General features: G+C 63.4%; 11 protein-coding genes. 4 read left to right on the plus strand and 7 right to left on the minus strand.

What is annotated here, in order from left to right:
- The first annotated feature begins 34 nt into the window (after positions 1–34).
- Positions 35–1,327, plus strand: a complete 1,293-nt coding sequence (locus tag CD932_RS16290; RefSeq protein ID WP_094443852.1) for a nucleotide sugar dehydrogenase — start codon at positions 35–37, stop codon at positions 1,325–1,327.
- Positions 1,327–2,391: an SDR family oxidoreductase gene (locus tag CD932_RS16295; RefSeq protein WP_094443853.1), complete on the plus strand. Its 1,065-nt coding sequence runs from the start codon at positions 1,327–1,329 to the stop codon at positions 2,389–2,391. The genes CD932_RS16290 and CD932_RS16295 overlap by 1 nt, the downstream gene beginning before the upstream one ends.
- On the opposite strand, the gene CD932_RS16300 is transcribed toward CD932_RS16295, so the two are convergent.
- The 6 genes from CD932_RS16300 to CD932_RS16325 form a co-directional block, all read right to left on the minus strand.
- Positions 2,388–3,809 (minus strand): SpoVR family protein, encoded by a 1,422-nt coding sequence (locus CD932_RS16300; protein ID WP_094443854.1) that lies wholly within the window; start codon positions 3,807–3,809, stop codon positions 2,388–2,390. The genes CD932_RS16295 and CD932_RS16300 overlap by 4 nt on opposite strands.
- Complete coding sequence (locus CD932_RS16305) at positions 3,806–4,972, minus strand: DUF444 family protein (RefSeq protein ID WP_094443855.1); 1,167 nt, start codon at positions 4,970–4,972, stop codon at positions 3,806–3,808. Before CD932_RS16305 ends, CD932_RS16300 begins: the two co-directional genes overlap by 4 nt.
- Positions 4,969–6,960 (minus strand): serine protein kinase, encoded by a 1,992-nt coding sequence (locus tag CD932_RS16310; RefSeq protein WP_254926629.1) that lies wholly within the window; start codon positions 6,958–6,960, stop codon positions 4,969–4,971. The genes CD932_RS16305 and CD932_RS16310 overlap by 4 nt, the downstream gene beginning before the upstream one ends.
- 157 nt (positions 6,961–7,117) lie before the next feature.
- The gene (locus CD932_RS16315; RefSeq protein WP_094443856.1) at positions 7,118–8,554 is read right to left on the minus strand and encodes a catalase; all 1,437 of its coding nucleotides are present in this window, start codon (positions 8,552–8,554) and stop codon (positions 7,118–7,120) included.
- A gap of 76 nt (positions 8,555–8,630) precedes the next feature.
- Complete coding sequence (locus CD932_RS16320) at positions 8,631–9,323, minus strand: tetratricopeptide repeat protein (RefSeq protein ID WP_141213273.1); 693 nt, start codon at positions 9,321–9,323, stop codon at positions 8,631–8,633.
- Between the two features lie 10 nt (positions 9,324–9,333).
- Positions 9,334–11,430 carry a bifunctional 2',3'-cyclic-nucleotide 2'-phosphodiesterase/3'-nucleotidase gene (locus tag CD932_RS16325; RefSeq protein WP_094443857.1) on the minus strand — a complete coding sequence of 699 codons (2,097 nt, stop codon included), beginning with the start codon at positions 11,428–11,430 and terminating at the stop codon, positions 9,334–9,336.
- A gap of 150 nt (positions 11,431–11,580) precedes the next feature.
- Here CD932_RS16325 and zigA point away from each other — a divergent pair, with 150 nt between their 5' ends.
- Together zigA and CD932_RS16335 are read left to right on the plus strand one after the other, a co-directional pair.
- Positions 11,581–12,825 carry a zinc metallochaperone GTPase ZigA gene (gene zigA / locus CD932_RS16330; RefSeq protein ID WP_254926630.1) on the plus strand — a complete coding sequence of 415 codons (1,245 nt, stop codon included), beginning with the start codon at positions 11,581–11,583 and terminating at the stop codon, positions 12,823–12,825.
- Complete coding sequence (locus tag CD932_RS16335) at positions 12,825–13,883, plus strand: GTP-binding protein (protein WP_094443859.1); 1,059 nt, start codon at positions 12,825–12,827, stop codon at positions 13,881–13,883. The genes zigA and CD932_RS16335 overlap by 1 nt, the downstream gene beginning before the upstream one ends.
- Here CD932_RS16335 and CD932_RS16340 read toward each other — a convergent pair.
- Complete coding sequence (locus CD932_RS16340) at positions 13,855–14,277, minus strand: Fur family transcriptional regulator (RefSeq protein ID WP_254926631.1); 423 nt, start codon at positions 14,275–14,277, stop codon at positions 13,855–13,857. The two genes, CD932_RS16335 and CD932_RS16340, sit on opposite strands and share 29 nt — an antisense overlap.
- Between the last annotated feature and the right edge of the window lie 39 nt (positions 14,278–14,316).

The following is a 14,316-nucleotide window of genomic DNA, read 5'->3' on the forward strand; positions in this document are numbered from 1 at the left end:
GCAGACTGGCCGGCAACCAGATGGAGCGAGAACCATGAACAAGGATGCAGGCGTGGTGGCGGTGGTAGGACTCGGTTATGTGGGATTGCAACTGGCGGTGGCGTTTGGCGCGCACCAGCGCACCATCGGCTTTGATTTGTCGGCCCGCAAGGTGGCCAGCTACCGCGAGGGGGTGGACCCGACCGGTGAAGTGAGCACGGAGCAATTGCGTGCGGCGCAGTGGCTCAGCGTCAGCTGCGATCCTGCCGAGCTGCAACTGGCCGACTTCATCATCATCGCCGTGCCCACGCCCGTCGACAGCGCACACAATCCCGATTTTACGGCCCTGGCCGGCGCCAGCGCCACCGCCGGTCGCCATATGAAACGCGGCGCGATCGTCGTGTTCGAGTCGACTGTCTACCCGGGCGCCACCGAAGAAATCTGCATTCCGCTGCTGGAACAGCATTCCGGCCTGCGCTGGAAGGACGATTTCCATGTGGGTTTTTCGCCCGAGCGCATCAATCCGGGCGACAAGTCGCATACCCTGGCAAGCATCCGCAAGGTGGTCTCCGGCGACGACGCGGCCACCCTGGACCAGGTGGCGCGCCTGTATGAAGGCGTGGTCGAGGCCGGCGTGCACCGGGCCTCGAGCATCCGCGTGGCCGAGGCCGCCAAGGTGATCGAGAACACCCAGCGCGACCTGAACATTGCGCTGATGAACGAACTGGCCATCATCTTCGACCGCATCGGCATCGATACTCTGGAAGTGCTGCAGGCGGCCGGCACCAAATGGAATTTTTTGCCCTTCCGGCCCGGCCTGGTCGGCGGCCACTGCATCGGCGTCGATCCGTATTACCTGACGCACAAGGCCGAAATGCTGGGCTACCACCCCCATGTGATACTGGCCGGTCGCCGCATCAACGATGGCATGGCCAAGTTCGTGGCCGAAAAAACCATCAAGGAAATGGTGCGCGCCGGCTTCAAGCTCAAGGGCTCGCATGTCAATGTGCTGGGCCTGACCTTCAAGGAAAATTGCCCCGACCTGCGCAACTCCAAGGTGGTCGACATGATCCATGAGCTGCAAAGCTACGGCGTGCAAGTCCATGTACACGACCCGGTGGCCGACGGGCGCGAGGCGCTGGAAGAATACGGCCTGGAACTGATGAGCTGGGAACAGTTGCCGCAGGCCGAGGCCATCATCAGCGCCGTGTCGCACCAGACGCTGCTGGCGCGGCCGCTGGCCGATTTCCGCTCCAAGGTGGTCGATAATGGTTGCTTTATCGATATCAAGTCGCATTTCGATCCGCTCAAGCTGACCGAGGATGGCTTGCATGTATGGCGGCTGTAATGTCGGCCAGCGATGTGTATGAGCAGGCCTGTGCGCAGTTGCGACAGGCGCCACGGCGCTGGCTGGTGACGGGCGCGGCCGGCTTTATCGGCTCGCACCTGGTCGAGACCCTGCTGGAACTGGGCCAGACGGTGCGCGGCCTGGACAATTTCAGTACCGGCCACCGGCGCAACCTGGCGCAGGTGCAGGACAGCGTCGGCGAGCAGGCCTGGCGGCGTTTTACCCTGGTCGAAGGCGATATCCGCGATGCGCAAGCGTGTGCGCGCGCCTGCGCCGGCGTCGATATTGTGCTGCACCAGGCGGCGCTCGGTTCGGTGCCACGCTCGCTGCGCGAGCCGCAGCTCTACCATGACGTCAACCTGGGCGGCTTTTTGTGCATGCTCGATGCGGCACGCGCGGCCGGCGTCGGGCGTTTCGTGTATGCCTCGTCGAGCGCCATCTATGGCAGCCACCCGGGCTTGCCGAAGGTGGAAGAGCATATCGGCGAGCCGCTGTCGCCATATGCACTGAGCAAATATGCCAACGAACTGTATGCGCGGCTGTACGGCCGCTGCTACGGCAGCGAGGCGGTGGGCCTGCGTTACTTCAATGTCTTCGGCCCGCGCCAGGATCCGCTGGGCGCCTATGCCGCCGTGATCCCGCGCTGGCTGGCCGCCATGCTGGCCGGCGAAACCGTGCGCATCAATGGCGACGGCAGCACCAGCCGCGACTTCTGCTATGTCGCCAATGCCGTGCAAGCCAATCTGCTGGCCGCCACCACCACTGATCGGCAAGCCGTCAACGAGGTCTTCAACGTCGCCGTCAGCGGGCGCACCAGCCTGCTGCAACTGCATGGCGCCATGCAAGCGCTACTGCTGGAAGCGCGGCCCGGCCTGCACTGCCAAACGCCGCTGCATGGCGATTTTCGTGACGGCGACGTGCGCCATTCTCAGGCCGATATCAGCCGCGCCGCTCGCCTGCTGGGCTACGCTCCCACGCACGACCTGCGCCAGGGCTTGCGGCAGACGGTGGTCTGGTATGCGGCGCAGGAGCTTGCCGCTGCGACAGGTGGCCTGGCGTCCTAACGCGGCAGCGGCGCTGCGCCGCGACTGGCAATGCCGTCTGACTTGCCTTGCAATACGCGCGGCGTGCCGCGAAAGTCTGCCGTGTGCAAGGTGACGGGCCGGCGCCAGACCCTTGTGATATAGCCCAACACCTGTTCCGCCTGTTCCAGCGCCAGACCGCGGCCATCGCGCTGGTGGTCGTGTCGCAGCACCAGGCTGCCGTCGTCATTGAGCAGGGTTGCGGCGATGCACGGCGCGCCATAATGGTATTTGGGCGCCAGGATCGCCTCGCGGATCGCATGCAGGTCGCGGCTAGCCAGCCGGGTTTCGCCATCGTGGCGGCTTTCATGCACAAACAGGCCCAGGCTGTCGGCCAAGGGCGCGTCGAGGTGGTTGCGGACAAAGCTGAAATCGTCGTCGTCGCGGCAGATGCGGCGCGCGCGGTCCAGTCCGTGTTGCGCGATGATCTGTTCCCAGATGGCAAAGCCCAGGTGATAGGGATTGATCGTCAGCGCCGCCTGTCGCTCGCCCGCATGGGGACGCACGACGTCCGAATGCGACTTGAGTGCCGCCAGGTATAGTTGTGGCGGTAAAAAATCTGCTTCGCGCAGCAGTCGCGCATGCCAGTACGAGGCCCAGCCTTCGTTCATGATCTGGCAGGCAAACACGGGATAGAAATAGAACGACTCTTCGCGCACGGCCAGGAAGATATCGCGTTCCCAGTCTTCCAGTTCGGGCGCGTATTGCGCGATAAACCACAGCAGGTCGTATTCCGGGTAAGGCGGCGTCAATGGCCGATCAGGCAGAGCTGCGGGTGGTTCATGTTCGCCCGGCAATTGCCGGTAGCGCGCGGAAAACGGGCCGGTAATGGTTTTTCCAGGCGCAGGCACGGTTGCGGGCGCATACGGCAGGCGATACAGCTCGCCATGGATATCGACATGTTGCTCCAGCGCCAGCGCCGCGTCCAGCACGGCCTCCACCTTGTCCTGTCCATGGGTGTGCCATGCCGCATCGATGCGTTGCGCGCGTGCCGCGCTGTCTTCCAGGATGCGCTTGCCGGTCATGGCACCAAAGCGCGCAAACAGGGCGTTGCGCCTGGCAAAGTCGGCGTGTCCCAGCACATGGGCCGTGACCAGGGTGTTTTCTGCCAGGGTATTGTCCTGCGCCAGATAGGCGTGGCAGGGGTCGCCCGGGAACATGACTTCGAAGATATGCGAGTGGCCCATCTTGCGCTGCATTAGCTGGTGGATGTAGCGCACGCCGAAGGACCAGTGGCGCATGCGCACCGGCAAACCGTAGATGGCGATCTCGGCCAGGAAACTGTTGGGCACCAGTTCGAAGTCGACCGGGTCGAACTCCAGCCCCAGTTGCAGGGCCAGCGCTTCGATGCGTGTGGCGTGGCTGGCCAGCAGCGCGGCATCCGCAGGCCCGGCATTCATGCCATCAGCCCTTGCGCCACCTGTTCATGCTGGAAAAAGCTGCGCAGTGCCGGCCAGACATCGTCTGGCTGGGACAAGGTGCTGGTGTGCAGCGGCGAGCCGCGCCGTGCCTGCTGCGCGCACAGGGCATGGGTTTCCGTTTCCAGCGCGCGCGGCATGCCGGTGACCGTTTCCACATAGCCCATGTAGTTCAACTCGCTTGCCAGCTCGCTCAGCGCCACGCTGGCCGCATTGCGGTCTTCGCTGAAATTCTCGCCATCGGAGGCATAGAACAGATAGGCGTTGTCGCGCCCGCCGCCATGGCGTCCGGCCAGCAACTGGTGGCACAGGCGAAAAGCGCTCGATGCCATGGTGCCGCCCATGCCATGCACCTGGAAAAAAGCGTTTTCCGAAAACGTCCAGGCCCGCGTGGTGTGCGCGATAAAGCGCGTGTCGACGCGCGCATAGCTGCGGCGCAAGCCTTGCAAGGCCAGGAAGAAAAAGGTTTTCGCCAGACGGCGCTGGTCCAGGCCCATGCTGGCCGACACGTCGAGCACAAAGAACACCACCGCGTCAAAGCTGGGCAGCGGGCGCTGCAGCAACTGCCGAAAACGCAGGTCGTCATCCGTGAATGGCACAGGATGCTGCTGCACCGCGCGCCGCTTGATGGCTTCCTTGACGGTGCGGCGGCGGTCGAGGCGCGAGCGGGCACCATGCTTGTCCCAGCCGGCGCGCACCAGTTGCTGCTCGTTGATGGCGCCCAGGCGCCTTGGCTGCAAATAGGGCAGCTTGAAGTAGTCCCACAGCCAGTCGAGGATATCGTCGATGGCAAATTCCAGCAGCAGCCGGATCTCGCCTTCGCCGCCGCCGCCGTCCTGCGCGCCATCGCCTGCAGCTTCATCATCGGCCAAAGCCCGCGCCGGGCGCAGCAGATCGCCGGGCTGGCCATCGCCCTGGCCGGCGCCCGTCACCAGGCGCGGCGCGGCGAGGCGGAAACGGGCATGCTCCAGCAGGCGCACCGGCACTTGCATGTGGCGTCGCCCTTCGCCCGTGATCAGGTCCGGCCCCGCGATCAAGTCGGGCAAATGCGTTTGCACCGCCTCGCGCACCTTCTGGTTGTGGCGCAGCCAGTCGCGCGCGCCGCGCGAAAACAGGTCGTACCAGGGCTGGGTGGCGGCGTTCATTCCTGCGCCAGCAAGGTGGTCACATAGTTGAGCGCTTCGCGCGCGCTATGATCGTCGTAGCCATAGTCGTCGACCAGGCGCCGCTCGACCACCGATATTTTTGCGCGCACATCGTCGTCGGGGCGGCGGCTTGAACTGACCAGGCGCAGCACGTCGCGCCGCTGTTCGAACAGATACTGCTGGACCGCATCGTGCAGCGGCGCGTGACTGGCCAGGCCAAAGGCTTCGCCGCGCTTGAAGGCGCCCATGGCCTTGCGCACCACTTCCTGCCTGAACGACTGCTTGCCCGAGTCGCTGATGTGGATTTTTTCTTCCACTGCGCGCAGGAAGCGCTCGTCGGGCCGGCGCTCGTCGCCGGTGATGGGGTCGCGCATTTGCCGGTTGTCCAGCATGGCTTCGACTTCGTCGAGATATTTTTCCAGCAAGTCCTGCGCCTCCTGCTCGAACGAGACGAACAGGGCCTTGTGTACATCGGCCTTGACCCAGCGGTTATAAAAATCCTTGCGCGCGAGTACCAGGTAATCGATCCACTTGCGCTTGCGGCGCGCTTCGATGCGCGCGTCGTTCTCGATGCTGTCCTTCAGGGCCAGCAGCACATCCATGGTGCTCAGGCTATTGCGGCTGGCGGCGATAATCGCGTGCGACAGCGCATTGATCACGAAACGGGGCGACACGCCCGACAGCGCTTCTTCCTGGCTGGATTTTTCCCGTTCACGCTCGAGCAAGCGCCGCACATCGGCCTGGTTCAGGTCTTCCACGTCTTCGCCGGCATGCAGGCGCAGGCGTTGCACCAGTTCGGTCTCCTTTTCGTCGCCGTCCTGCAAGCGGCTCAGGATGGCGAACACGGCCGCCGCATGCAGCGCATGCGGATCGAGGTGCACGGCGCGAAAGGCGGGCGCCGACAGGACCAGCTTGCGGTAGATGCGCGCCTCGTCCCGGTAATTGAGCGTGTACGGCACTTGCACGATGACCATGCGGTCGAGCAGAGCCTCGTTCTCGCTTTCCTGCACGAATTTGCGAAACTCGGCCAGGTTGGTATGGGCGATAATGGTTTCGTCGAGGTAGATCAGCGGAAAACGCGAGACCTTGACGTTTTTCTCTTGCGTGAGCGTCAGCAGCAGATACAGGAATTCGCGCTTGACCTTGAGGATCTCGATCATTTCCAGCATGCCGCGGCTGGCCGCATATACGGCGCCCGACCAAGACCAGGCGCGCGGATCGCCTTCGTCGCCGTATTGCGCCACCTTGGACAGGTCGACCGAGCCCACCAGGTCGGCCAGGTCGGCGCTGGTCGGATCGTGCGGCGCATAGGTGCCGATGCCGCAGCGGCCAGCCTCGGACAAGACGATGCGCTCGACCGGCATCTGTAAAAAATCGCCCTGGTACTGTTCGTCAAGCCGGGCGCGGCAGTGGGGGCACAGTTCGCCCTGCAGTTCGACGCCATAGCTGTCGCGAAACTCGCTGCGCATGCCCTGCGGCACCAGATGCAGCGGCGACTCGTGCACGGGGCAGCCGGCGATGCCGTACAGCGCGCCATCGTCGCTGCGGCTGTAGGCTTCCAGGCCCCGCTTGAGGAGGATCACCAGGGTGGACTTGCCGCCTGAGGGCGGCCCCAGCAGCAACAGCATGCGCCGTCCCACTTCCGAGCCGGCTGCGGCGGCCTTGAAATAGGCCGCCACCCTGCCGATGGCGGCATCGATGCCGAACAGCTCGTTGTCGAACAGGCTGCAGTGAAATTGGCCGGCGGCGTCTTCATGGCCGCTGGCGCGCAGCATGTCCCAGATATATTGGTGGGCGCTGCGGCCCAGCAGCGCGGCGCGCCCGGGCAGCACCTGAGCCAGGAAGGCGTCGAAGCGGCCACTCCAGCGCACGGCGCGGTGGGCGTCGTTGAAGCCGGCCATGCCACGCAGAAATTGCGCGCGCAGCGCCTCGTCGCCGCTATCCTGAACCGCCACCCCAGCGGCCAGTATCATCCTTGAGCTTGTCATGTTCCCCTTCCATGCGCCATGCATGCGGTCGATGAAAGCAGTATAGGCCGCTGGGCCTGCGGGGATGCCTGATGTCGCTCAATTGAAAAAGCGGAACTATCGTGTCGCGATGATGCCCCGGCGCCGGCCACGACGCGGGCCGGGGCGGGACACGACCTTATTTGCTCAGGCGTGCAATCGCTTCGGCCACGCCCGCGCCATAGGCCGGGTCGCACAGGGTGCAGTTGCCGATATGGCGTTGTTTGACTTCGCTTGATGCGCCCGAGATGGCGCGCGCCGTGTTGTCGAACAGCGCCTGCTGCTGTTCTGGCGTCATCAGCTGGAACAGCGCTTTCGGCTGCGAGTAGTAATCCTCGTCGACCTTGTGATTCCAGTGGTCGGCCGCGCCTTCCAGAGTCAATGGCGGCTCGCGGAAGTCAGGCTGTTCGGCCCATTCCTGCGCGCTGTTGGGCTCGTACGACAGGGTGCCGCCGTGGTTGCCGTCGATGCGCATCTGGCCGTCGCGGTGGTAGCTGTTGAACGGGCATTTCGGCGCGTTGACGGGGATCAGGCTGTGGTTCACGCCCAGGCGGTAGCGCTGCGCATCGCCATACGAGAACAAGCGGCCTTGCAGCATCTTGTCCGGCGAAAAGCTAATGCCGGGCACCACGTTGGCCGGGTTGAAGGCTGCCTGCTCGACTTCGGCAAAGTGATTGTCGGCATTGCGGTTCAGTTCCAGCACGCCCACTTCGATCAGGGGATAGTCGCCGTGCGGCCAGACTTTCGACAAGTCGAACGGGTTGATATGGTAGCTGCCCGCTTCCTGCTCGGGCATGATCTGCACGAACAGGGTCCAGCGCGGAAAATCCCTGTTTTCGATGCTGTCATACAGGTCGCGGTGCGAGCTTTCGCGGTCCTTGCCGACCAGTGCTTCGGCTTCGGCATCGGTCAGGTTCTCGATGCCCTGCTGGGTCTTGAAGGTGAACTTGACCCAGAAACGTTCGTTCTGGGCGTTGAGGAAACTGAAGGTATGGCTGCCGAAGCCGTGCATGTGGCGGAAGGTGCGCGGCAGGCCACGGTCGCTCATCACCACGGTAATCTGGTGCAGCGCTTCGGGCAGGGAACTCCAGAAATCCCAGTTGCTGTTGGCGTTGCGCAAGCCGGTGCGCGGGTCGCGCTTGATGGCGTGGTTCAGGTCGGGAAACTTCAGCGGGTCGCGCATGAAAAACACCGGCGTGTTATTGCCGACCAGATCCCAGTTGCCTTCTTCCGTATAAAACTTCAGGGCGAAACCGCGGATATCGCGTTCCGCGTCAGCCGCGCCGCGCTCGCCGGCAACCGTCGAGAAACGCGCGAACAGCGGCGTTTGCTTGCCAACCTGGCTGAAAATTTTTGCGCGCGTGTAGCGCGTGATGTCATGCGTGACGGTAAACGTGCCGTAGGCGCCCGACCCCTTGGCGTGCATGCGGCGCTCGGGGATCACTTCACGGTCGAAATGGGCCAGTTTTTCCAGGAACCAGACATCCTGCAGCAGCACCGGGCCGCGCGGGCCGGCCGTTTGCGTATTCTGGTTGTCGACGACAGGCGCGCCAAAGGCGGTAGTGAGCTTTTTCATTGGACTCTTTCTTTATTATAAGTTCCCCGATCATACAAGCAGATCCGCAAAAGGGGCCACTCTCCAAAGGTCAGGTTCAAAATCTGTTCCAGTTGTTATGCCGGTGTTCGGTGGCTTCTTTCAGCAAGTGACTGGCGCGCTGCGCATCGCCGGCCTGCACCGTCATCGCCAGTTCCTCGATGGCGGGCGGGTAGTCGTGGTGGGCCGCTTCCTCCAGCAGCGCCAGGCTCTTGGCGGCATCCTGCGCGACGCCACGGCCCTCGCGATACGCGTTATACAGCAGGAACATGGCGTGAGCATTGCCCAGCTCGCTGGAGACGGCCAGCCAGCGCGCCGCTTCGAGCGGGTCCTGGGTCACGCCTTCGCCATTGGCCGCCAGCAGGCCCAGCATCAGCGCCGCCCTGGCGTGGCGCCGCTCTGCCGCCATGCGGTACCAGCCCCAGGCTTCGCCGGGGCTGGCCGGGCGCAGCATCTGGCCCATCTCGTAGGCCGCTTCCGTGTCGCCGGCGCGCGCCGCCTGCTCGAACAGGCGCAGTGCGTCGGTGCGGCGTTCGGGCCTGGTCTGGTAGACCAGGGCAAGTTCGCGCTCGGCCACCGGCATGCCCTTGCCGGCCCAGGCGCGCACGCGCCGCTCGGCCTGCCGGTCGCCGGTCTGGCGCGCATGCATGGCGGCAGCCTCGATTTCTGCCGTCGTCGGCGGTGGTGACGCCTGGCAAGCGGCCAATGCGGCGGCCAGCACCACGGCGGGAAAAGAGAGGGCCGTTTTCATCGTCTGCTCCTTATTTGCTCAAATCGATGGAGTACTTGGCAAAACCGCTCGCGTCCAGAGCGCCTTCGGCCACCACATTGGCGATGCCGCTGCTTTTCGCCAGCGCCAGGTGGCCCGGCGCCGAACGCAGGATCACCGGACCGGCGGTGGCCGTCTTGACAAAACTCCAGCTGCGCGCGCTGCCGTTGTCCAACAAGGTGACCTTGCCGGCACCCTTGCCGGCCAACGCCAGCAGGTAGTTGCTGACCACGGCCTGATTGGCGTCGGGTGACTTGATGATGGTTTTGCTGCCGTCGATGCCGGGCACGGCGCCGCCGCCGCCGGCGCGGTAATCATTGGTGGCGACGATAAAGTCATCGCCGTCACCGACCGCCGCGCCCTTGTAGCGCAGGTTGACGATGCGCTTGCCCACGGGCTTGGTCACGTCGATCTGGTACGTCAGCGCATTGTTTTCCGCATAGAACACGTCATAGTTGTAGATCACGCTGTAGGTGGGCACCAGGTCCTGCTCGGTGCTCAAGGCCGGATCGATCTGGGCGAATTGCCTGGCCGAGGTCTCCAGCCACGCTTTCAGGTCCGAGCCCTTGATTTTGACGGCCTGCAGATTGTTATTGCTGTACAAATACAGGTCACCCGGATTGCGTACTTGCAAGCCGACCGGTGCGGCCGGCGTCGCGCCAGCGGCCACGTCGGTAAAGTCCGACGGCCCGTTGCGGCCCGCCTTGAACGGCGAGCTGCAGGAAATCACGGGGATGTTCTTGTAGCTGGCCAGGGTGGCGTCGGTGCTGGTGGCAATGAAATTTTTCACGTAATCGAGCTGGGCCTGGTTGACCAGCTCGATCGCGCTGACGTCGCCCACCAGTGCGAAATAGGCTGACATCTCGAAATCCGTGCTCACGCCCAGCGGTTTTCTGGCATAGGCGATGGTGGCGTCATGCTCGCTGGCGACCAGTGGCGCGATGGCCGGGTCGGCCTTGACGTTGCTGCCGTCGGCCTGCTTGAAGCCGCGCGACTCGACCGTAGTCTTGTTCTGTTGCACCACCCAGTTGCCGCCCTGGTAGACCATGGTCAAACTGATGATGCCCAGGCGGCGGCCCCAGCTTTGCGCCATGACGGTCGGCACGCCGTTGACAAAACCCTTGTCGCCATCGATTTTCGCGCTGGCCGGGAAGGCCGCGAACGAGGCATCCAGCGCGGCCGCGCCCGCTTCGCGGCCTTTCGGGAAGATCAGGTGCGAGTGGCCGATCATCAGCGCGTCGATGCCGGTGCCGGCCAGGTGATAGCTGCCGTTTTCCATTTTCGGGCTGTAGGCGCTGGGGTCCAGGCCGCCATGCGACAGGGCCACCACCAGATCGGCGCCCTTGGCACGCAATTCGGGTACATATTGCTTGGCCGCTTCCTGCACACCCGTCACGCTGACCTTGCCGGCCAACACTTTTTGATCCCATTCCAGGATTTGCGGCGGCACAAAGCTCATCACGCCGATATTGATCTTGACGTTGAGCTTGCTACCATCGGGCGCCACGGCGGCGAAATCGCGCGGCAGCAGCACATAGGGGTTGAAGATGGGCTTGCCGCTGGCCACTCCGACGACATTGCTCAGCACGGAAGGGATGGTGGGTGCGCCGCAGTTGCCAGCCGGCTTGCTGACGCCGGGAATGCCGAAATCGGTATTCGTGATCTGACTCAAGTAACCGAGGCCATAGTTGAATTCGTGGTTGCCCATGCCGCCCGCGTCGTACTTGAGTGCGTTCATGGCCTTGTGCACGGCCAGGGTCGCGGTGCAGGGCACGGGCGCGGCCACCGCCTGCAGGTCGGCCAGCAAGGTGCCCTGGATCACGTCGCCATCGTCGAGCAGCACATTGTTCGGATTTTCCGCGCGCGCCGCCTGGATCAGGGTCGAGGTGCGTTCCAGGCCCAGGCTGGTGTCTTCGGCCAGCGCGTAGTAATTGTAGCTGAGTACGTTCGAATGGATATCGGTGGTTTCCAGCAGCGCCACGGTGACCGTCGTGCCTTCAGCAATGTTGGCCGGCTTGTTCGAATTGCCGTTGCAGCCCGCCAGGCCCACGCTTGCCAGGGCCGCCATCATGATCCAGTTTGTTTTCATTGCCATTCCCGGAAAGATTCAAAGGACGCGACTGTAGCGCCGCCATATGACGACCGAATGACAGCGGCTGGCGTACCGAGAAAATTTCTTCAAATGCAATTGAGCTGCATTATAATCGCAAAACGCAACTTAACTGCAATAAGGAATATCATGGCCATATCTATGCAGCAACGCAAGCTTCCCGTCACCGTGCTGTCGGGTTTTCTGGGCGCCGGCAAGACCACCTTGCTCAACCATATCTTGCGCAACCGCGAGGGCAAAAGGGTCGCCGTCATCGTCAACGACATGAGCGAAGTCAATATCGATGCGTCCCTGATCCGCGAAGGCACCGATGCGGCCGGCGCAGCCCTCTCGCGCACCGAGGAAAAGCTGGTCGAAATGTCCAACGGCTGCATCTGCTGCACCCTGCGCGACGATCTGTTGCTGGAGGTACGGCGGCTGGCCGAGGAAGACAGGTTCGATTACCTGCTGATCGAATCGACGGGCGTGGGCGAACCGATGCCGGTGGCTGCTACTTTTGATTTCGAGGATGAGGATGGCGTCAGCCTGAACCAGGTGGCGCAGATCGACTGCATGGTCACCGTGGTCGACTGCGCCAACCTGCTGGCCGATTTCGGCAGCGAGGATACGTTGGCGCAGCGCGGCGAGACGGCGGGCGAGGGCGACGAGCGCCAACTGGCCAATTTGCTGACGGAACAGATCGAGTTTGCCAATGTGATCGTGCTCAACAAGGTCGATATGGTGCAGCCAGACGAACGGCTGCGCGTGCTGGCCCTGATCAAGGCGCTGAACCCGGGCGCGCGGCTGATCGAGACCAACCAGTCGGTGGTGCCGCTCGACGCCATCATGGGCACTGGCCGGTTCGACCTGCAGCAGGCGGCCAATATGCCGGGCTGGGCGCAAGAGCTGGCCGGCGTGCACACGCCGGAGACCGAAGCGTACGGCATCACGAGCTTCGTCTACCGCGCCAGGGAGCCGTTTCACGCCCAGCGCCTGTACGACTATATTTCACAGCCGATCTTTGGGGTGGTGCGCAGCAAGGGGTATTTCTGGCTGGCCAGTCGCCCGGAATGGGTGGCCAGCCTGTCCGGCGCGGGCAAGCTGATGAATATTGAACCGGTGGGCTTGTGGTGGGCGGCCGTGCCGCAGGAACGCTGGCCGACGGACTTTGATTCGCTGGAGGAGATAAAGGCAGGCTGGAGCGAGACCTATGGCGACCGCTACCAGGAAATCGTGTTTATCGGCCAGGACATGGACCAAGCCGCCATCGAGGCGGACCTGAAACGCTGTCAGCTCGACCCCACGGAAACGCGCCAGGGCATGGCCGCCTGGCGCGCACTGGCCGATCCGTTTCCGCAGTGGCAGCCCATCGAAGAAATCGAGGAGGTATCGTAATGGACGGCGATCTGATTCCCGTCACCATCATCACGGGCTTTCTCGGCAGCGGCAAGACTACCTTGCTCAAGCGTATTTTGCAGGACAAGCACGGCCTGCAAGGCAACCCTGGCTTGCGCTTTGCCGTGATCGAGAACGAATTTGCCGCCGAAAGCATCGACAACGCGCTGCTGGTGCAGGACAGCGATGAGCAGATCGTCGAAATGAACAACGGCTGCATCTGCTGCAGCGTGCGCGGCGACCTGATCCGTATCCTGGGCGAACTGCAGGCAAAACGCGCGGCCGGCGCGCTGGCCTTTGACCATGTGATCATCGAAACGACGGGCCTGGCCGCGCCGGGGCCGGTGGCGCAGACGTTTTTTGCCGAACCGTCCGTCAGCGCCTTCTATATGCTCGACGCGATCCTGACAGTGGTCGACGCGCGCCATGCCCAGCAGCAACTGAGCGAGCACCGCGAAGCGCAGGAGCAGGTGGGCTTTGCCGACCGTATCTTGCTGTCGAAGACCGACCTGGTCAGCAAGGAGGAACTGGCCGCGCTGCGCCAGCGCCTGCTGGCCATCAATTGCCGCGCCAGCATACAGAAGGTGAGTTTCGGCAATGTGCCGCTGCGCGATATTCTCAATATCCGCGGCTTCAACCTGAACGCCATCGTCGAGCTGGAACCGGATTTCCTTGGCGACATGAAACATCGCCACGGTGACGGCGTGCAATCGTTCGTTTATCACCAGCCACAGCCGCTCGATCTGGTGAAGGTGGAGAATTTTCTCGACGCCATCGTGCAACTGTTCGGCACCCAGCTGATGCGCTACAAGGGGATTTTATATATCGAAGACACGCCGTGCCGCGCCGTGTTCCAGGGCGTGCACATGCTGATGGGCTCGGAACTGGGCGCGCCGTGGCGCGAGGGCGAAACACGGGCCAGCAAGATGGTCTTTATCGGCAGGGGCTTGCCGCAGGACACCCTGATACGGGGCCTGGACCGCTGCGTGGTGGGCTACCAGACGCCGCAAATGGGGGCTGCAATCGCGCCTACTTGCAGCGCGGGCATAGCCCCTTGATCAGGTAATCGACGTCGCCGCCGCTGAAGCCTTCGGGCAGGGCGACGGGGGCGGGCAGCTTGACTTCGTTGAAGCAGGTGACGGTGGCGCATTTATTGCACTGGAAATGAGCGTGCTCGTGCGCCTGGTGGCCGCCGCCGGCGCTGAAGCGCCACACCTGGTCGCCGCCGGCAATACGGTGCACCAGTTCGTTTTCGGTCAGCCATTCCAGCACGCGGTACAGCGTGACGGAATCGATATCGCTGTCCTGCGACAGCGCCTGCTGGATTTCGTGGTGGGTCATCGACTGGCTTTGCGCCATCAGGAAATCGAGCACCTTGACGCGCGTCTTGGTGACGCGGGCATTGGTGCTGCGGATCAGCGATTCAGCTTGTTCGGTAGAAGAAGTCAACATAAGGTTTGCCTGCCTGCGCATGGTCATCAAGCGGCGCGG

Origin of the sequence: Janthinobacterium sp. PC23-8, assembly GCF_002250505.1 — a bacterium.
Taxonomy (GTDB): Bacteria; Pseudomonadota; Gammaproteobacteria; order Burkholderiales; family Burkholderiaceae_D; genus Janthinobacterium.

Bases quoted from the DNA above. Each gene is read 5' to 3' on its own strand.
- CD932_RS16290 (WP_094443852.1), top strand. From the start codon at position 35: ATGAACAAGGATGCAGGCGTGGTGGCGGTGGTAGGACTCGGTTATGTG.
- CD932_RS16295 (WP_094443853.1), top strand. From the start codon at position 1,327: ATGTCGGCCAGCGATGTGTATGAGCAGGCCTGTGCGCAGTTGCGACAG.
- CD932_RS16300 (WP_094443854.1), bottom strand. From the start codon at position 3,809: ATGAATGCCGGGCCTGCGGATGCCGCGCTGCTGGCCAGCCACGCCACA.
- CD932_RS16305 (WP_094443855.1), bottom strand. From the start codon at position 4,972: ATGAACGCCGCCACCCAGCCCTGGTACGACCTGTTTTCGCGCGGCGCG.
- CD932_RS16310 (WP_254926629.1), bottom strand. From the start codon at position 6,960: ATGACAAGCTCAAGGATGATACTGGCCGCTGGGGTGGCGGTTCAGGAT.
- CD932_RS16315 (WP_094443856.1), bottom strand. From the start codon at position 8,554: ATGAAAAAGCTCACTACCGCCTTTGGCGCGCCTGTCGTCGACAACCAG.
- CD932_RS16320 (WP_141213273.1), bottom strand. From the start codon at position 9,323: ATGAAAACGGCCCTCTCTTTTCCCGCCGTGGTGCTGGCCGCCGCATTG.
- CD932_RS16325 (WP_094443857.1), bottom strand. From the start codon at position 11,430: ATGAAAACAAACTGGATCATGATGGCGGCCCTGGCAAGCGTGGGCCTG.
- zigA (WP_254926630.1), top strand. From the start codon at position 11,581: ATGGCCATATCTATGCAGCAACGCAAGCTTCCCGTCACCGTGCTGTCG.
- CD932_RS16335 (WP_094443859.1), top strand. From the start codon at position 12,825: ATGGACGGCGATCTGATTCCCGTCACCATCATCACGGGCTTTCTCGGC.
- CD932_RS16340 (WP_254926631.1), bottom strand. From the start codon at position 14,277: ATGTTGACTTCTTCTACCGAACAAGCTGAATCGCTGATCCGCAGCACC.